This is a genomic window from Chlamydiota bacterium, from assembly GCA_016178055.1.
Classification (GTDB): domain Bacteria; phylum Auribacterota; class JACPWU01; order JACPWU01; family JACPWU01; genus JACOUC01.
Map to the genome: position 1 here is coordinate 15,978 of JACOUC010000011.1, position 17,458 is coordinate 33,435.

Here is a 17,458-nt window from a genome sequence, read left to right on the forward strand (position 1 = left end):
GCGTTAATCGATGGAGACAAAATTAATCTTTTTTAGGAAGCCCAGGCTGAAGAGAAGGTTGAGAAGCTAAAGGAGCTTCAGGATTTGTCTTGGGAACCAAGGTTTCACCGGGTTCAAATTGTGTGGGGGCATAAGGATCCCCAGAGGGAGTGACCAACTCGGCGGTCACAAAAATAATCAGGTTCTTCTTGACACTGATCTCACCTTTTTTCTTAAACAAGAGACCTAAGACAGGAATATCCCCTAGAACGGGTATTTTATCATGATAAGCAGTGATTTGATCTCGGATGAGTCCTCCTAATACAACGGTATCGGTATCATTAACGATGACACTGGTTGTCACATTGCGAGAGGCAAAAAGAGGTTGAAGAATAGGATAACCGGGGAGTGTTCGTGTGACTCCATCGGTTCCCAAAAACGTTTGAGTGGGAACTCCGTAATCCAGCCAAGTGACAAATTCACTGACCTCAGGAATAATGGTTAGGTTAATGGTCTTACGATCTGCACCTACATTGGGGGTTACATTGAGGACAATCCCAATATCCCTCGTTTGAAAATTCCCAGGAGAAACAACGGGAGGTGTGGTAACGCTGCCCTGGCTATTGGTGGTTGCAGGAGTGACGTCGTACTGAGTCGGATAGATAAATTCTTGAACAACTTTGATCTGAGCCCTTTGACCATTGACGGTGGTGACCCGTGGACTTGAAAGGACATTGCTTTTGGTCCGCTGGCTCAAGGCATGTAAGATAATTGAAAACTCTGGCCGTGTTAAAATTCCTGAAAAGGCAACAATAGGATTAGCGGAACCCGTTAGGCTTGATGTCACAAAGCCTGTTAACGGATCGGTTGAAAGATATCGAAGATTGCCAGAAAAGGATTGGTCGAGTGTTTTTCCGCCGACTGTTTTGGTCAATCGATCAAACTGGACTCTCTCCAAGGCATTTGCCGGTGTAAGACCTGAATTGGAACTTTCGTTGATGAAAAACTTAAGATCGTCTCTCAATAGCCACTCGAGCCCCATTTCTTCGGCATCCGTATTTTCTAATTCAATAAAACGAGCTGTAATGGCAACTTGATAGGGAGCAATGTCCAACGTTCTTAAAATATCTTCAACAATTTTTAAATTGGTAGGAGTGTTTCGGACAATTAAGGTTCCGGTTCTCTGATCCAAAAAGATTTTGCTTCCGATGGGCCATGGTACACCACTTTGCTCTAGGATGTCTTTGATGGTGATGGTTTCAGCTGCTTCGCTGCCTTCCTCGCCCATCTTCTTCTTCTCTTTCTTTTCTTTTTCAGCTGCACTGACAGAAAAAGAGGTAAAGGCACCTACACCGCTTGAAAGATGATAATAACGTGTTTCAAATTCTTCAGGGGGAATATAGTCTCCAGAGACAACGATAATCGCATAATCTTCAATCATGTAGCGCAGTCCCTTCGCCCTCAAGACGTATCTCAATGCTTCGATCAAGGGGACATCTTTGACGGTAATGGTCACTCGATCAGATTTTTTGGAAAGTTCAGAACTCAACGTCGGAGAAGGGGTTGAGGGTGTTTTACTCTCTAAAGGTTCATTCGGACCCACGGCTTCTTCAGGCACGTTCTCAGCGGGGATTTCTTCAGAAGACAGGGCCTGAAGAACGGACTCATCAACAATGATGTTGACGCCTGAGATTCTAGAAAGATACTTGATGACATCGGAGAGATGGGCATTATTAAAGTTAATGGCTGGAATAATCTGTTCTGTCTGAGCCTCTAAGCGTTTTCGAGCTTCAGAAATCCCGACGGGAACCTTCCAGGCAGGTATAATTTCAAGGGAGATTTTCTCCTTTTTAGGGGGAAGCCACTCTTTTTGAACATCAATCATCCGTGCATCCTCTGTAATGGCTTGCTTCTCTCGCTCAGCCGCCTGGTGGCGATTTTGTAAAAGAATAACGTATTTTCGTGCAGCAACATGGTAGGGATTCAATTCTAAGGCCTGTTCAAATTTTTTCTGGGCTTCTTCAAATTTGCCTTGGGTAATTAAATCTCGACCTTCATCATAAAGATTCCCCGCTTTGACAAAACTAGGATTGACTTGGAGTCTAGTCTTTTCCCTTACAGTCTTTTTGGGCTCTTCGACGATCGGAGTTTGATTTTCTCCTTTATGTAATTGCTGAACGCAGGCTGCTTTATATTTCTCAACACGAGAATTAGTAGGATCTATTGAGAGAGATTGATCAAAAAGACGAATCGCCTCTTCGTATTGTGAGTTTTTATAAAGCTTCATTCCCTCTTTAAAATATTTCTCTCCCTCTTCTTTTTGGAGTGTTTTTAAGGCTTTTTCAGTATTTTGGCTGTCTTCGGCATAGAGAAAGGATACATCTCTCAAAAGGAATAAGGATAAAAGAAGGGTTAATGCCAGAAAGGGAAAGGGGATAAAAAATCGATCGAAAATTTTGTATTTGGAATGGAAAAATTTTTCGTGATCTATTTTTAAAGGTTGGATTTCAGACGTGTCTTTCCTCACTTCAAATGCCCCCCGTTTTTAATAGGCTAGATCAGGTAAAGATGAGTGCTCGGCCTCTCTAGCTTTTTCTGCTTCTTTAAGAAATCAAATCGGATCGTTGTAAAGTAAAGTCTAGCTTTTCTTATCACGAATTATAACTTTGGAGGAAGTGATGTCAAGGACTTTCATCACATCCCCTGTCTTGCTTGAGAATAATAACACAGGTTTTTTTATTCAATCTCTCTGGGCCTCTGGAGAAAATATGGAGAATATGTATTTAAAATTTAAAAATTAAACCTGAATCCAGCACCTGCGATGAACATATCCAACTTTTCATTTTCCAAAATCGCCTGAATTTCTGTATCGGAAGTAGCAACAGTGGCCGTAATATCCATTTGGGCATGAAGATATCTTGCTTCAGCAAAGATGCTCCAATTTTTATTTAAACGATAGAGAAGCCCGCCTCCCGCCTGAATGGCACCGGCATTACCCACATCTACTGAAACAGTGACACCCAAGCTGTCCAAATCAACACCCAAGATGTCATTTAAAATCTCAATGGTTTTTGAAATGTCCAAATCGTAATCATTGAATATCACTCCTCCACCGACGTAAACGTAAGGACTGAAACGGGCTTCTCCCGAAGTCAAATCCAACTTCACATTAAGAAAAAGCGGAACCATCGTGAGCTCTGCGACTTCTTCGCCTTCAAATTTTTCATCGATCTTGGCCCATCCTGTTTCAAATTCAAGACTGGTCCAAGGGCTGACCTCAAACCCGATCCGACTTCCTATGAAAGGGCCTGGCTTTAATTCATCCTTCCCTAATTCCTCGTTCTCATCATCATTCCCTGGGACGATCACCATTGCCTCTGGCTCAAAATAAAAACGTTCCTTTAAAGAATTCTCTTCGGCCCAAACTTTCGAAATTCCCAAACTTATGATGACAGATAACGTCATCATGAATACCCCAGAATATCTCTTCATTATTTCCTCCTTTTCTTTTTGTCCGATTGAATCAGGTCAGACGCCTCGATATGAACCTCTCCCTCTCCAGGCTCCAGCTTAACCAAAAGCGATGTCGTCTCTAAATCATTCATAGAACCACTAACTGCATCCACAGCCATCCCAGCTACTGTCCCTATCCCCAAAGTCCACCATCCTACAGTTGCGGTATTGGTAAAAAAGGAGGCGCCCATATCTCCTCCACTGGGGCGTGAGCGAAGGTGAACAACTGCTCGCTTATAACCGGGCTTCTCAATATAGATCACATGATCCTGGGAACGATGTAAGCTCAAACTGCCCGGCGTCTCGATTGTTTGTCCACTGCACTTGACGATAGCACCGGCAGGATCCGTATGAACCTGTACCTCAAGCGTTTCATGGCTTGCCCTCATCATCGTCGCACAACCAGGTGATGAAAAAAGCACCGCTAAAATAAGTGCCTTCTGTGACCAATGCATTACGCCTTCTCTCATTAGAACTTTATCCTCAGTCCGCCCCCAAAAATGCCTGTGTGCAGCTCTTGCTCGTCCTCGAATGTCTCGACATCAGAATCAATCACAAAAGTTTCTGTCAGATCGGCTTCAGCAAAAAGGATGCGCCACTCCAGAAATGCAGCAATATTTTCAGTAAAATGATAAAGGATCCCCGCACCAAACTGAGCAGCAAGGGCATTGTCAATATCGGCCGAAACGCTCACCTCCCCAATCGTCTCGTCATCGATATCTGGGAAAACCACACCTAGGCCTCCAAAAAAGTACGGGTCAAGATTTCCAGACCTTACGTGAAGTCTGATGTTGGTCAATACCGTGACCATGGAAACGTCACCCAATACAGAATCACTTTCAAAATTTGCATACCCTGACTCCACATCTAGAGAAAAGTGGGAACTTAAGTCATATCCAAGTCGTCCACTGGAATAGATAGCCACGTCTAACGAATCATCCCGAGGAATAGCCCCCGATACTTGACCTTCCACGTAAAAATGATGCTTGTCTATTTCATTCGCCCAGCTTCCCTGCGCCACGAAGATCAATGATGCCACAACCCCGATTTTCCAAATATAGTCCTTCATCGCTTTCTTCCCCCCTTTCAAATTTTATGTAAGCTAATAAATTTTTAACAACTCTCAATCGCTTTTTCCCTTACTCGCAACATCTAGCCCGGATTTCTCATCAGATTTCTTGAGCTCGACCGCCCGAGTCCGCTTTGGAGGGGAGGTTGCACGACCGAGGCCATGTGAGGCGTACTTTACAGTACGTTGAGGAGGGCTAGACCTGAGTTTGCACCCAGAGACGAGGCGGAATTGGCGCTCTGAGTAGAAATGTGATGAGAAATTCGGGCTAGCTTCCTTTATTGCAATGGTACAACTTTCAAAGGTCACAAAGTTCAAACCTCGCAGCCATTAACTGAATTTTTAATAAGCCCTCCCTTCCTAAGATTGTCAAAAGACAAAGATAAGCATCTTAATTCTTGTCTCACGATCGTTTTAGAAAATTTAGATACTCAAAAAGTCCTTTTTTTTTTAAAGGAATAGATCGTCAGCCAAGATGTCACCAAAACAATTCAATTTTCAAAGAGCAAACTGTCATAAAATTTATGACGTATGTTTAGTAAATCAATGAATCAATGAACGTCCCCTTTTCATTGCAACGTGTAGCTTCTCTTATCACGTGAAACTATAACTTTGGAGGAAGTGATGTCAAGGACTTTGTAGGAATTAATTTGGCTCCCTGCATGAACTTGATAACGTTTTCCAGTCGAAGAATCCTCGATGATGGCATAGAGTTCCTTTTCAAAGGAAGGATGTCCCACGACTAATTTGATGGGGTTTTCTTCTTTCTTTTGAATTTTGATGTGAGAGGTATCCAAGATTTCGTCCGCATTAATTTGAGGGTTAAATTTCTTTTCGCTTTCTTCAGAAAATTCGATGATTTTATAGCCTCTGATTTCTTGATCTATTTTTAAAAAGGCTGTTTGCCTTCCCCAGTTGATTTGGATTTGAAAACTTCCGTCAGGGAGTTTGATGTATCCAAAAAAGTTTACCCGAATCCCCTGTTTGAAAATTTTAAGCAGTTTTAATTTAATTAAACCTGGGAAGCTGTTGGGATCGGTTGGATCTGATCCTCCGATGTATTCGTCAAGATTGGAATAATGGTCCTCATCCTTATCCGACTTGGCATCCTTTAAATCGGTGGGGTCTAGATTATAGCGGATTTCCCATTCATCCGGCATTCCATCCTGGTCCGTGTCCAATTTTCCAGAGGCCCATTTTTCGTGCTGAAGCGTTTCTTCACGGGATTTTGAGAAAATATCCCGCAAGTCCTTTTCTGAAAGATGGATCGATTCTTGAACCGTTGTGAGAATACTTTCGTATTCCTCGGAAGAAGGGATGTTTAAAGTGGGACTTTGCTTTGGATTTGCAATTGTAAAATCAATCGGGGCCTCGCGGCTCATTTCATGAATAATGGAAGTGGTGGCTCGGACCACTGTAAAAGCCCACACGAGTATCAGTATGACCAATAAAATTTTTTCAGCATGACCGAGGATCATCTTTTTTACAATTTCAAGGAAATGGAGTTTCATGATTCCTGCCTTCTTCTTAACCGGATGGCATCGATTTGAATCAAAATGGATAGACCCCCATTTTTCTGAGATTCCATATCAATTTTTCTGACAATAAATAGATAGCTTGAGGCATAGATCTTTTGGAGAAATGCCCTAAGGCTAGAGAGAGACCCTTGGACTGCGATTTCGAAAGACAGCATTTGGTACATCACTCGATTGGAGGCGAGAGTGATCTCGGGGCTTTCTTTACGAGTCATTTGTTCAATAGAACTCACCCGTGATTCAATTAAAAAATTGACCAGTGTTTTAATGGCATCAAACTGGAGCGTCAAGAGAGGGACCTCTTTAGGTTGTGGAATATTTCCGCCTTCAAATTCAGAAAAACCCAGGGCATGAGGGATTCTGATATTCCAGAGATTCGCACGTTCAACGAGAAGTTGTTGTGTCTTGAGGAGATCCTCTTTAAATTCCAAAGGAGAAAGGTTAAGAGGGGGAACCCTTGCGGTATCTAGAAGAAGAAGGAGGTCGTCATATTTTCTTTTCACATCATCAAATTGTCGGCTGAATTTTGCAACATGGGTCTGAGTGAGAGGGATGGGACTGGTGGAGACGAGGCGCTGAACTTCCTGGGCTTGCTTTTCAAGTTTTATTTCATTTTGGGCTTTTGAAGAGAGTGCATGACGAAAGAGGAGTAAGCCTAACAAAAATAAGAGAACGCATCCAGTGAGGGTGATTGCAAAAGGGGACTTCAAAAATAGGCGGGGTTGAATCGATAGATTCATTTTCATTCTTGAACCTCTGCTTGAATGACAAAATCTCGGATTCCCTGAGAAGGCGGATTAGCAGAGCGGATTTGAACACCCTCAAAAAGTGAGGATTTTTCGAGAAGGTCTCTAAAATCTGCAACATCTTTATAAGTTCCAGTTGTTTTACAATAGAGCGTTAAAAGTAAAATTCCGGGTCGAGCGCCTTTGGATTTTTCAGGGGGCTTTGTATTGGGTTTTTGAATGGTGGAGCTGTTGAGTTTTTCTAGCCAAATGTTGCCTGGAATGTTGTTTTGCAAATCCAATAGAATTTTATTCCAAAGAACCCGTTCTCCAACAAGTTTTTTAACCTCTCGGATTTGGGTTGAGTAAAGATTGCTTCCATTCTCGAGTGTTTTGATTTGAGTTGAATAGGATTCAAGTTCTTTTTGAGTTGACGCCAGATGGCTTATTTTTTCTCCTTTAAGTTTCCCCAGTTGATGTTGGTAAAAAATTTGACAAGTCAGGATCAAAAGGATGACAGCTGCACATAAAATAAAATGTTCTTTCTTGCGGGCTGCGGCTCTTTGAAAGAGATAGCCTTTAGGCAAAAGATTCATTTCAACAACGGTTCTTTTCAAGGATCGTAAAGCCATCCCAATAATGCCTGTGAAGAAAAGAGAATTTTTTTCTGACTCTTTCCCTGGCGTATATTCTATCGATGGGTTGTTGAGGGGATTGAGAAATTCTATGGGAAGAGAGAATTTTTTTGAGAGGGCTCTTTCCAAATCCTTAATTTGTGAACTTCCTCCACATAAATACATTTTTGAGATATTTCCAGAACTAAATTGGGCGTTATAAAATCCTAAAGAACGGGAAATCTCGGCAACCAGTCGAGTGTAGATACGACTCATGGCGTTATAGAGACCTAGTTCAATGATAGAGGCTTCATCTGTTTTCGAAAGAGAACCCTTGGCCCATTTGAGGTTCTCTGCCTCTTGAAATTCTAGTTTGAGCTCCTTTTGTATTTCCTGGGTAAAGTGGTCTCCTCCAATCGGAATCGTTCGTATCCAGGCTGTTTGAGGAGCGAGGATGACCAAATGGGTTGATCGAGCGCCTAAGTCCAGAAGACCTAAAGTGAGATGAGGGGACTCTAGCATTTGAGAAATGGCATGATAGGCGGCAATGGGCGCAGCCTCAATGAGTTCTACTTGCAAATGATAGGTGTTTAACTCTGAGAGGAGCGCTTGGACGATTTCCAGACGAATGGCGGCCAGAAGCACGTGCAAATGTTCTTCGTCGGGACTTCCAAGGACTTGATAATCCCAAAGTACCTCTTCAAGAGGAAAGGGAATTTGCTGCTGCGCTTCATATTGAACAATTTGATGAATTTTGGTGCTCTCGAGCTGAGGAAGCTTGAGGAGTCGGCAAAAACTTAAAGAGCCCGGTAAAGAAATATAAATTTGGGCAAAACGGGGATTGACGTGAAACGCATCAAACATTTCTTTCATCTTGTGGATTACGAGGGGCACAGACTGAAGAAAATTATCGGACAGAAGAAAATCAACTTTTTCGACTCGAGTCTCTAAAAGAGATAGTTTCCTTCCTTTTTTAGTGAAAGAAGCCGCTTTAAAATTCTGACTTCCGAAATCAAAGAAAATATAAACTTTTTTTGTCATAATTGTTTAATTCTGCTAGCCAGTTCGTCAGTTTACCCGTTGGTCAATTTTGTTTTTGCTTTTTTCTTTAAACTTTAAACTTTGAACTTTGAACTGTTATATTTCCGTATCTTCATATTTTTCAGCATCGTTCAGAAAGAATGGAGTCTCGAAACTTTTTTTCAACAAACCTTTTCGAATAGAAGCGGTTTTCCACCATTCTTGATGGGTTGTGCTGGGCCATTGACGGGTGTCTTCGATTTTTCCAGCTGAAGATCCTTGAATGGCAATTTTGTGAATGGATCTAAATCGCTCGAGGGTAGTGGGGTGAAGGTAAAATACGGCCTTGTGAGAATGCTTTCTAGAGAGATTAATTTGCTTTAAAGTCCCTTTTAAAATAACTTCATCATCCATGAGAACATAAATATCAAGATCGACTTCATCGGTCCAGTCCGGGAAGCTTTGATATTCAACTTCAATTCTTGCCCACTCTCCTAAATGAGAAGGAGTGGAAAGCCCTGCAAGTCCTCGTGCTTCATACCCCCCAAAGCCTCCTTGACTACTTCCGAGATAATCCACATTGATTTTCTTTATTTCTAAAATAGATTCAGAGTTTGAGGTGTGTTTTGTTGAATAATAGGATGCAAAGGTAGAGGAAGAAACCGTTCCTATGAGAAAGGACAGTAAAATAATAATGATAGAGCGTATATTTGCTGAGGGCATCATTACAAAAATCTTATAACAGCCGTGAGAACAGTGTCAAAGAATTTCATTGCGGTCTTGTGTTCAATAAATATTTAAGAAATATTGACATGGATATTAAAATTTAGTATAAATGAAAATGAAGTTTAATAGAGGATATGATATGAGGTCGATCACCACAAGTTTTTCGCTTCCTGAACTTCTTGAAAAAGAGCTTGAGAAGGAAGCCCGCAAGGAGCATCGCACGAAGAGTGGACTCATTCAGGAGGCCCTACGTTATTATCTTGAGAATAAGCGCTGGAAGAAGCTGCAGCAAGATATTGCGTTCAGGGCGGATCGGATGGGCATAACGGGGGAAGAAAGCGTTGAACGTCTTATGGATCAGGTGCGTGAGTGAAGGTTGTTTGTGATACGAATATTTTGATTTCGGCTTTACTCTTTCCAGGGGGTCCTCCAGATCATGTGATCAGTCTTGCTCGTCTGAAAGAAATTACTTTATGCCTTTCCCCAGATATTTTTTCTGAATTTAAAAAAGTTTTGATGGTTAAATTCAAATACTCAGAAGGGGAGACTGAAAAATTTCTCGATCGATTGACGAACATGTCGAATTTGGTCTATCCCCGTGAGAGAATTCAAGTCATTCACAGAGTAGAGCAGGACAATCGTATTTTAGAATGTGCCCTGGAAGCCGAAGCAGATTTTCTAATCTCCGGGGATAAAAAAGATATTTTACCTCTTAAAAAGATTGGGAAAACTATTATTATTTCTGCAGCTGAATTTTTAGAATATTACAGAAGACATTGAAAATAAATATGCCTAAGTCACCAGAGACAGAAACAACAAAATATTTAGAGGAGAGAATTCAAAAGCTCTACGGGCTCATTGAGGCGAGTACCCTGGTCATTTCCACTCTTCAAATTGATGAAGTCCTTCATTTGGTTATGGAAATTGCCAAACGGGTTGTGGATGCCCAGGCCTCAAGCCTTCTGATCTTGGATTCTAAGACTGGGCTTTTGGGATATGAGGTAGCTTTGGGTGAAAAAGGCGAAGAGGTAAAGGGAAAATTTTCTTTGAAGCTGGGACAGGGGATCGCGGGCTGGGTTGCCCAGTCGGGAAAGCCTTTGCTCGTTCCCGATGTTGAAAAAGATGACCGATTTTTTAAGGGGTCTGATCAAACGACGGGATTCAGGACTCGATCGATTCTTTGTGTTCCGATGTTGGTTCAAGATCAGGTGACGGGCGTGATTGAGGTCATTAACTCTAATCATGGAGGACCCTTTACCCAAGACGATTTGGAGCTTCTGAGTGCCTTCTCAAGTCTTGCCGCGATTGCGATTGAAAACGCTCGTCTGACTCAGAAAAAACTGGAACAGCAGGCGCTCGAACAAGAATTGGAAATTGCTCATCAGATTCAGGATAATTTTTTAAAGAGGGAATTTCCTCTACTTAAGCGCATTGAGGCCTATGCCAAATTAAGATCTGCCCATGAAATTGGAGGAGATTTTTACGATTTTGTGAATCTGGGTCAAAATCGCTGGGGATTTTTAATTGGAGATGTCACCGGTCGTGGAGTTCCTGCGGCGCTCTATATGATGAGGACTTTAACTGAGTTTCGCATGGAGGCCTTTTCAGATTTTGAAATTTCTAAAATACTTGAGCGTTTAAATGACCGTTTGGTCAAAAAATCTACAATGGGAATGTTTGTGACCCTGGCTTATTTAAGGATTGATACGAAGACGGGAAGGGCTGCTCTTACCAATGCAGGTCATTTGCCCCTTCATATTTATAGAGCTAAAAACCGGAAAATCGAACGGGTCATGGGAGAGGGAGGTCTCGCTCTGGGAATTATTCATCACTCGAAAATTCCGATGGAAGAAGTAACCCTTGAAAAAGGCGATATGGTGATTATGATTACAGATGGTCTGATTGAAGCAAAAAATCCCAAGGGGAAAGAATTTGGATGGGAAAAGTTCGAGGAGTTTTTTAACGATGAATCTCCGGCTTCTCCTCAGGAAGTGGCAGAGGGCCTTTTTCTCAAACTCGATCGTTTTTGCGGCCATTTTGCGATTCCGGATGATGTGACAGTGGTAGCAGTGAAATATAAGGGGTAAAAAATCAAATATCAAATATCAAAAATCAAAATTGTGGTAGAGATTTATGAAAAATTTTTGAAACGAATCAATCTTTGAATTTTAATTTTTAAATTTGACTTGTGATCATCCATAGAAATTGCATGTATCCTGTGAGGTTTGGGAACCATTTTAGATTTTGATTTGTCATTTTGATATTTAATTTTTGATTTTTGATATTTTGAAGAGAAAGGTTTTCAATTCTCATGAATTCGATTAGAATAGATTTTCAAAGTGATCCTCGATGGCTTTGTTTTGTACGAGGGATGGTGAGAGAAGTTGCGAGTGCCTTTGGCCTTTCTCGAAAAGGTATTCAGAATGTGACCTTAGCGGTTGATGAGGCCTGTACTAATATTATGAGGCATGGTTATAACGGCCAGTTGAATCAGTCCATCAGTCTTGAATGTAAAATAAAAAAAGGTTTGTTGGAAATCCTCTTAAAAGACAAGGGTAAAGCCATTGATTTAAAAAAAATGAAGTCCCGCTCTTTAGAACAGGTTCGGCCGGGGGGGCTTGGACTCTTTTTTATACAGCAAATGATGGATGAAGTTATTTTTAAAAGGTCCAATGGGATGAATATTTTAAGGATGGTTAAATATGGCAAAAAGAAGTGAAATTGAAATCTTAACACGTGAAGTAGACCAGGCCTGGATTGTCGATTTGGGTGGAGAAATTGACCTTTATCAATCGCCACAGGTGCGTAAAAAATTTGAGGGAGTCTTGGCAAAAAATCCTAAACGCCTTTTAGTCAATCTCACCAAAGTTTCTTACATGGATAGTTCGGGGTTGGCAACTTTGGTGGAGGTTTTTCAGATTACAAAGAAAAAGGGAATCGTTTTTGGACTTTTTGGTATGAACACAACGCTTAAAGGCCTTTTTGAAATTACACGTTTAGAAAAAGTTTTTTCCATTTATCCAGAAGAGGCCCAGGCCTTGAAGGGTCTTTAAAATCATGATCAATCTTGCCCTCCGTCATTTGGAAAGCATGCTGTTTCTCATTGCAAATACCTTTTATTGGCTCACGATTGGAGCCTGGCAAAAGAAAAGTTATCGTGTCAAAGAAGTTATCAAACAGATGTTAGATGGCGGGGTGCGTTCCATCACGATTGTCTCCCTTGTTTCCTTTTTTCTTGGCCTGACCTTAGCGATGCTAACTTCCTATCAATTGAAAAAATTGGGAGGAGAAATCTTGGTGGCAGGATTGGTCGGCGTTTCCTTTACTCGAGAATTAGGCCCCCTGATTACGGCGATTGTAGTAGCGGGCCGGGTAGGGGCTGGAATTGCGGCTGAGATAGGGACCATGAAAGTTTCTGAGGAAATAGAGGCTTTAGAGACCATGGGGGTTCATCCGACGAGATATTTGGTGGTTCCCCGGTTTTTAGCCCTGACGCTGATGGTTCCCTGTCTTTCTATTCTTGCCAATATGATTGGAATGATCGGCGGCTATATGATTGGCCATTTTAGTTTAGGGATCGACGCTTCATATTATTATTCACGAACTTTTGAAGCCCTTGTCATCAAAGACATTCAAACCGGACTCATTAAAAGTTTTTCCTTTGGCGCCCTTATCAGTTTTGTGGGCTGTTATCAGGGTCTAACCGTTAAGGGAGGGGCGGAGGGAGTGGGACGAGCGACTACCTTGTCGGTGGTTTGTTCTATCATTTTAGTGATTGTGGTGGATTGCGTGTGGAACGCAGTATTTTATTTTTTGTAAATAAACCGAGAACTCGTTAATTTAAAATCCAAAAATCAAAATGCAAAATGACATATTAAAATCCAAAATTTCAAATGCTATTGCAATGGAAATATTTTAAGTTTTACATTGTCATTTTGATTTTTGATGTTTGATTTTTGGACTTTCATTGTTGGAAAATATGGATCCAGTTATTCAGGTTGAAAATGTTGTGAAAAGTTTTGGACCCCGTCGGGTTCTGGATGAAGTGAATTTTTCCATTGAGAAAGGAAAAATTCTTGTCATTCTTGGAATGAGCGGCTGCGGAAAAAGCACCCTCCTTAAACATTTGGTAGGGACCTTGCGGCCGGATTCAGGTGAAATATGGCTTTTGGGTCAGGATATTTCAAGGATGAAGCAATCGGATCTTGATCAATTAAGAAAAAAAATTGGAATTTTATATCAAAGTGCAGCGCTCTTTAATTCCATGACTGTGGGAGGAAATGTTGCCTTTCCTTTGAAGGAGCATACTGCCCTCAATGACAAAATCATTCAGATTATGATTCGAATTAAATTGGAACTGGTGGGTTTGAGCGGGTTTGAGGATTTGATGCCTGCTCAAATCAGTGGGGGAATGAAAAAACGGGTTGGAATTGCCCGGGCTCTTGCCCTCGATCCAGAACTTGTTTTTTATGATGAGCCAGGCGCGGGTTTGGATCCAGTGACCTTGGCTGTGATTGATCAATTGATTTTAGATCTAAGTCGAAAATTGGGGATTACCTCTGTTGTGGTGACTCATGAAATTCAATCGGCCTTTCGCATTGCCGATCAAATGGTGATGATGCATGGAGGAAAGGTCATTGCTGAAGGCTCCCCGGACCAGATTCGATCCTCATCTAATCCGATTGTGCAACAATTTATTAAGGGTGAAGCCGAAGGTCCGATTCCGATGAAGCGAGATAGCAGCGAGTATTTGAAAAGTTTGGCAGGGTGAGAACTGTTTTTAAGAAAGGTAAATTCAATGGAATATTTTAAGTCAGGTATTAAGGTTGCCATTTTGTTTTTAGTGTCCTGTGCCCTCTTAGCCTATTTTTTTATTCATGCAGGGCAGGTTCGTGTGGCGGGAGAAACGCATGAGTTTAAAATCCTTTTTTCTTCAGTGGGAAATTTAAAGGAAGACTCCCCTGTGACTTATTCAGGTTTTAAAGTGGGGCAAGTGATTCAAATTCGTCCTCTTTCTCCTGAAGAGAGGAGAAAGTACGCCCGAGATGTTGAGGTCTTGATTTCGGTGAGTAAAGACATTGTGATTCATAAGGATTCAGTAGCTCAGGTTCTTTCTATGGGATTTCTGGGGGAAAAATATGTTGAGGTGAGCCCAGGCGGAATCGATGCCGAGGCTATACCGCCTGGAAGCACCATTTCTGGATTTACTCCCAAGGAGCTGACGGAGGTGATTCAACATTTTGCAGAGGAACTGGACCAAATGATTCCCAAGATCAAGGACACTTTGGAAAAGGTTCATTCCTCAGTGGATCGTGTGAACGATATTGTTCAAGAAATTGCGAATGAACGGAAAATTCAAGCGCTTCTGGAAGGGGCCCAGGAAGCTACCAGGCGGATTAATGAGATATTAGAAGAGAATCGTAAAGAAATTAAGGCGACGATGGAGAATGCGGCCAATCTTTCGGGGGAATTGAAAGATCAACTTCATATTGCATACCCAAAAATTCAGAATGCTCTTGATCAAATGAATAAAGCTGTCGAAAATTTAGATGGAGTTCTTGCTGATGCCCGATCTTTGGTAAAAACAAATACGCCGGGAATCGATCGCATCATTAAAAATCTAGAAGAGGCTTCAGAACACGCAAAAGCATTTTTGAAGACCCTAAAAGAAGAGCCCTGGAGATTATTGTCTAAGCCAAGACCTGCCCCTGTTAATCAGGGCCCCAAACGAGGATTTTCGCTTTACTCTGCGAAAAAAAGTTCTGAATCTGGATCAAAGGAGGGAAAATAGCATTTAGGAAAATAAAAATAACATTCTTTTTTTCTAAGGTCTATTTTTGTTGTTCTTATAAATTCAAAATCCAAAAATCAAAATGCAAAATGACAAATCAAAAATCAAAATTTTTCACAGACCTGGACATAAGATGCGTTTTGGATTCTAATCTGTCATTTTGATTTTTGATGTTTGATTTTTGGATTTTCATTAAAAAATTCTTTCGGTCGGCTGAATGAAAGGTGATGAAGATTTGGAAATTCTTTCCTGAGGATTTTCAAAAGGGTGGTAAGTCCTAAAATATTTCCTTTGCGTTTGGGTAAGGCCAGTAGGTATTGATCCGGATCGATGGCAAGATTTCTCCATTGAATAGCGTTAATTTTTGTTTGATGAATAAAAGTAATCAGGGCCTTGGCCTCCTCTTCTCGATCGGTCACTCCAGGAAAGGTGAGAAGATTAATAGATATTGCGAGTCCGTTCTCTCGAGCGATATGAGCTGTTTCAACCACTTCTTTAAAATCATAACCCCGAGGCTGATAGTAAGCCGCATAAGTTTCTGGAATAGCGCTATTCATACTGATTCTCACCGATTCAAGACCGGCCTGACAGAGTTTAAGAAAATCGTGAGGGCGGCTTGCATTGGTATTTAAATTCAAGGTTCCAAACGAAGTTCTTAATCGGATTTCTTTAAGTGCTTTTTCAATCGTGTTGCTGACCAAAAGGGGTTCCCCTTCACAACCTTGTCCAAAGGAAAGAATGGCGTCTTCAGATTTTTCAAGGTGGGATAAGGCAATGGGCAGAACTTCTTCTAAATAAGGGGCAAAATTGATTCTTTGGTGACTGGAAGGGGGGAGTTCTTCAGGTTGTAAGCTAATACAGCCCACACATTGGGCATTGCAGGCGGGGGAGACCGGTAGGGCTCCTTCCCAGCGTTCATAAAAAATATTTTGGGCGGTGTTGCAATGATATTCCGAGGCGCAGAGGGCCAGTTGTTTGAGAATGCGATTTTGAGGTTCTTTGGAAAGACGCCTTTCAATTTTTACGAGAAGCCCGGGGGTATTGTAATGATGATTCTCCCACCGATCCGAAGAATCGATTCTAATCGCCGCACCCATTACATTTTTCTTTGAGCGACCGATGGCGGCATAGGCCCATTGAGGGAGAAAATCTTTTTGAACCGGAGCTGTTGCAGGAAGAAGGGTTCTTAAATATCCGATGGGAAGAATAGCTCCTGCCGTTAAATTTTCTTTTTCTGACGAAGTTGGATCTAGTTGAGGTTTTTTTAAATTTTGATTCCAAAGGATAGGAATTCTTTTGGGAAGAAAAGTAACTTGGGTGTTGGTGGGTAAGTCGATGAGTTCCTCTTCTAGGGGAAGACGGTAGAGATCTCCTGAGCGACCGGTCATCAAAAAACCGGGTCGCTCGAAGATATCTCCTTTGGAATTTGCTGTTACTGCGTTCATGTTCATGATGTTGTTATAAATTTAAAATTCAAAAATCAAAATGCAAAATGACATACTAAAATCCAAAAATTTCTAATGCGATTGCAAGGGAGATATTTTAAATTTTGATTTGTCCGACAAGATTTTTGATGTTTGATTTTTGGATTTCCTAAGTTGTCCCCTGCTCATTATTAATTTGCATAAAATTCAAAGGGGACTTATATTATCACACTTCTGAAAGGGATGGTGGAACAATGCAAGCAGGCGATTTAAGACCCGGGATGGCCATTATGTTTAATGGCCAGATCCATAAAGTGGAAGAGTTTCAACACGTGACGCCTGGAAACTGGCGGGCCATGATTCAGACAACTTTGAGAAGTCTCAAAACTGGTAAGGCCGTTAAAAATAGATTCAGACCTCAAGATAATGTAGAGGAAGTATTTCTAGAACCCAAACCTTGCCAATATTTGTACCATGATCAAGGGCTGTATTATTTTCTAGATTTAGAAGATTATCAAAACCATTCTGTTTCAAGTGAGATTATAGGGGAAAGGTCCCATTATCTTGCTGAGAATTTAGAGGTTAAGCTTTTGATTCATGATGGAGTTGTGATTGATGCCGAATTACCCACCAGCGTGATTCTTAAAATTACCCAGACAGAACCGGGAAGCCGTGGAGATACCGTGACCAATGTCATGAAAATGGCTACGGTTGAAACGGGTTACCAAATTCAAGTCCCCATTTTCATCAAGGAAGGAGAAGCCGTGAAAGTGGACACTCGAACGGGCCAATATTTGGGAAGAAGCTAATAAATAAATTTCGGATTGCGAATGGCGCATTTCGGATTGTTAAAAACAAGAAATTTTTTTAAATTAATATTTATTCCTAAAATCCGAAATTCGAGATCCGAAATCCGAAATTACTTTATTTTTTATTTTTCCCTTGCCTATCTTTTTCAGAGTGATATGATCACCAGGTTCACTCACTTCTATGGGAGCGGTATGTGGATAACCTGTGGATTGTGAGTGGAAAACTTATCCAAATTTGGATTTCCTTTTTTGT

Annotated in this window: 18 protein-coding genes; 9 read left to right on the forward strand and 9 right to left on the reverse strand. The window is 41.3% G+C overall.

Annotated elements, in window-relative coordinates; translation table 11 throughout:
- Window positions 1-22: 22 nt before the first annotated feature.
- The 8 genes from HYS07_01435 to HYS07_01470 form a co-directional block, all read right to left on the reverse strand.
- Entirely contained in the window at window positions 23-2,506 is a 2,484-nt protein-coding gene (locus tag HYS07_01435) for a tetratricopeptide repeat protein (GenBank protein MBI1869838.1), read from the reverse strand.
- 263 nt (window positions 2,507-2,769) lie between these two features.
- Window positions 2,770-3,471, reverse strand: coding sequence for an outer membrane beta-barrel protein (locus tag HYS07_01440; protein ID MBI1869839.1), 702 nt, complete (start codon window positions 3,469-3,471; stop codon window positions 2,770-2,772).
- Window positions 3,471-3,962, reverse strand: coding sequence for a hypothetical protein (locus HYS07_01445; GenBank protein ID MBI1869840.1), 492 nt, complete (start codon window positions 3,960-3,962; stop codon window positions 3,471-3,473). The genes HYS07_01440 and HYS07_01445 overlap by 1 nt, the downstream gene beginning before the upstream one ends.
- Complete coding sequence (locus HYS07_01450) at window positions 3,962-4,561, reverse strand: porin family protein (protein MBI1869841.1); 600 nt, start codon at window positions 4,559-4,561, stop codon at window positions 3,962-3,964. Before HYS07_01450 ends, HYS07_01445 begins: the two co-directional genes overlap by 1 nt.
- A 569-nt stretch (window positions 4,562-5,130) precedes the next feature.
- Window positions 5,131-6,072, reverse strand: a complete 942-nt coding sequence (locus HYS07_01455) for a hypothetical protein (GenBank protein ID MBI1869842.1) — start codon at window positions 6,070-6,072, stop codon at window positions 5,131-5,133.
- Complete coding sequence (locus HYS07_01460; GenBank protein MBI1869843.1) at window positions 6,069-6,842, reverse strand: hypothetical protein; 774 nt, start codon at window positions 6,840-6,842, stop codon at window positions 6,069-6,071. Before HYS07_01460 ends, HYS07_01455 begins: the two co-directional genes overlap by 4 nt.
- The gene (gene pilM / locus HYS07_01465; protein ID MBI1869844.1) at window positions 6,839-8,476 is read right to left on the reverse strand and encodes a type IV pilus assembly protein PilM; all 1,638 of its coding nucleotides are present in this window, start codon (window positions 8,474-8,476) and stop codon (window positions 6,839-6,841) included. The genes HYS07_01460 and pilM overlap by 4 nt, the downstream gene beginning before the upstream one ends.
- A 96-nt stretch (window positions 8,477-8,572) precedes the next feature.
- The gene (locus HYS07_01470; GenBank protein ID MBI1869845.1) at window positions 8,573-9,181 is read right to left on the reverse strand and encodes a hypothetical protein; all 609 of its coding nucleotides are present in this window, start codon (window positions 9,179-9,181) and stop codon (window positions 8,573-8,575) included.
- A gap of 139 nt (window positions 9,182-9,320) precedes the next feature.
- On the opposite strand from HYS07_01470, the gene HYS07_01475 reads away from it, so the two are divergent.
- The 8 genes from HYS07_01475 to HYS07_01510 all read left to right on the forward strand — a co-directional run bounded on the left by HYS07_01475 (window position 9,321) and on the right by HYS07_01510 (window position 14,972).
- The gene (locus HYS07_01475) at window positions 9,321-9,554 is read left to right on the forward strand and encodes a ribbon-helix-helix protein, CopG family (GenBank protein ID MBI1869846.1); all 234 of its coding nucleotides are present in this window, start codon (window positions 9,321-9,323) and stop codon (window positions 9,552-9,554) included.
- Window positions 9,551-9,961, forward strand: coding sequence for a putative toxin-antitoxin system toxin component, PIN family (locus HYS07_01480; protein ID MBI1869847.1), 411 nt, complete (start codon window positions 9,551-9,553; stop codon window positions 9,959-9,961). Before HYS07_01475 ends, HYS07_01480 begins: the two co-directional genes overlap by 4 nt.
- 8 nt (window positions 9,962-9,969) lie before the next feature.
- Window positions 9,970-11,268 (forward strand): SpoIIE family protein phosphatase, encoded by a 1,299-nt coding sequence (locus HYS07_01485; GenBank protein MBI1869848.1) that lies wholly within the window; start codon window positions 9,970-9,972, stop codon window positions 11,266-11,268.
- A gap of 224 nt (window positions 11,269-11,492) precedes the next feature.
- Window positions 11,493-11,900 (forward strand): ATP-binding protein, encoded by a 408-nt coding sequence (locus HYS07_01490; protein ID MBI1869849.1) that lies wholly within the window; start codon window positions 11,493-11,495, stop codon window positions 11,898-11,900.
- Window positions 11,884-12,234 (forward strand): STAS domain-containing protein, encoded by a 351-nt coding sequence (locus tag HYS07_01495; GenBank protein MBI1869850.1) that lies wholly within the window; start codon window positions 11,884-11,886, stop codon window positions 12,232-12,234. Before HYS07_01490 ends, HYS07_01495 begins: the two co-directional genes overlap by 17 nt.
- Before the next feature lie 4 nt (window positions 12,235-12,238).
- Window positions 12,239-13,000: an ABC transporter permease gene (locus tag HYS07_01500; GenBank protein MBI1869851.1), complete on the forward strand. Its 762-nt coding sequence runs from the start codon at window positions 12,239-12,241 to the stop codon at window positions 12,998-13,000.
- Between the two features lie 160 nt (window positions 13,001-13,160).
- A complete protein-coding gene (locus HYS07_01505; protein ID MBI1869852.1) occupies window positions 13,161-13,952 on the forward strand; it encodes an ABC transporter ATP-binding protein in 792 nt (263 codons plus the stop codon).
- Between the two features lie 27 nt (window positions 13,953-13,979).
- Entirely contained in the window at window positions 13,980-14,972 is a 993-nt protein-coding gene (locus tag HYS07_01510) for an MCE family protein (protein ID MBI1869853.1), read from the forward strand.
- A gap of 155 nt (window positions 14,973-15,127) precedes the next feature.
- Here the strand turns inward: HYS07_01510 and HYS07_01515 are convergent, their stop codons facing one another.
- Window positions 15,128-16,417, reverse strand: coding sequence for a radical SAM protein (locus HYS07_01515; protein MBI1869854.1), 1,290 nt, complete (start codon window positions 16,415-16,417; stop codon window positions 15,128-15,130).
- Between the two features lie 233 nt (window positions 16,418-16,650).
- Here HYS07_01515 and efp point away from each other — a divergent pair, with 233 nt between their 5' ends.
- Window positions 16,651-17,205 carry an elongation factor P gene (efp, locus tag HYS07_01520; protein ID MBI1869855.1) on the forward strand — a complete coding sequence of 185 codons (555 nt, stop codon included), beginning with the start codon at window positions 16,651-16,653 and terminating at the stop codon, window positions 17,203-17,205.
- Window positions 17,206-17,458 lie beyond the last annotated feature (253 nt).

Bases quoted from the DNA above. Each gene is read 5' to 3' on its own strand.
- HYS07_01440 (MBI1869839.1), bottom strand. From the start codon at position 3,471: ATGAAGAGATATTCTGGGGTATTCATGATGACGTTATCTGTCATCATA.
- HYS07_01445 (MBI1869840.1), bottom strand. From the start codon at position 3,962: ATGAGAGAAGGCGTAATGCATTGGTCACAGAAGGCACTTATTTTAGCG.
- HYS07_01450 (MBI1869841.1), bottom strand. From the start codon at position 4,561: ATGAAGGACTATATTTGGAAAATCGGGGTTGTGGCATCATTGATCTTC.
- HYS07_01455 (MBI1869842.1), bottom strand. From the start codon at position 6,072: ATGAAACTCCATTTCCTTGAAATTGTAAAAAAGATGATCCTCGGTCAT.
- HYS07_01460 (MBI1869843.1), bottom strand. From the start codon at position 6,842: ATGAAAATGAATCTATCGATTCAACCCCGCCTATTTTTGAAGTCCCCT.
- pilM (MBI1869844.1), bottom strand. From the start codon at position 8,476: ATGACAAAAAAAGTTTATATTTTCTTTGATTTCGGAAGTCAGAATTTT.
- HYS07_01470 (MBI1869845.1), bottom strand. From the start codon at position 9,181: ATGATGCCCTCAGCAAATATACGCTCTATCATTATTATTTTACTGTCC.
- HYS07_01475 (MBI1869846.1), top strand. From the start codon at position 9,321: ATGAGGTCGATCACCACAAGTTTTTCGCTTCCTGAACTTCTTGAAAAA.
- HYS07_01485 (MBI1869848.1), top strand. From the start codon at position 9,970: ATGCCTAAGTCACCAGAGACAGAAACAACAAAATATTTAGAGGAGAGA.
- HYS07_01490 (MBI1869849.1), top strand. From the start codon at position 11,493: ATGAATTCGATTAGAATAGATTTTCAAAGTGATCCTCGATGGCTTTGT.
- HYS07_01495 (MBI1869850.1), top strand. From the start codon at position 11,884: ATGGCAAAAAGAAGTGAAATTGAAATCTTAACACGTGAAGTAGACCAG.
- HYS07_01500 (MBI1869851.1), top strand. From the start codon at position 12,239: ATGATCAATCTTGCCCTCCGTCATTTGGAAAGCATGCTGTTTCTCATT.
- HYS07_01505 (MBI1869852.1), top strand. From the start codon at position 13,161: ATGGATCCAGTTATTCAGGTTGAAAATGTTGTGAAAAGTTTTGGACCC.
- HYS07_01510 (MBI1869853.1), top strand. From the start codon at position 13,980: ATGGAATATTTTAAGTCAGGTATTAAGGTTGCCATTTTGTTTTTAGTG.
- HYS07_01515 (MBI1869854.1), bottom strand. From the start codon at position 16,417: ATGAACGCAGTAACAGCAAATTCCAAAGGAGATATCTTCGAGCGACCC.
- efp (MBI1869855.1), top strand. From the start codon at position 16,651: ATGCAAGCAGGCGATTTAAGACCCGGGATGGCCATTATGTTTAATGGC.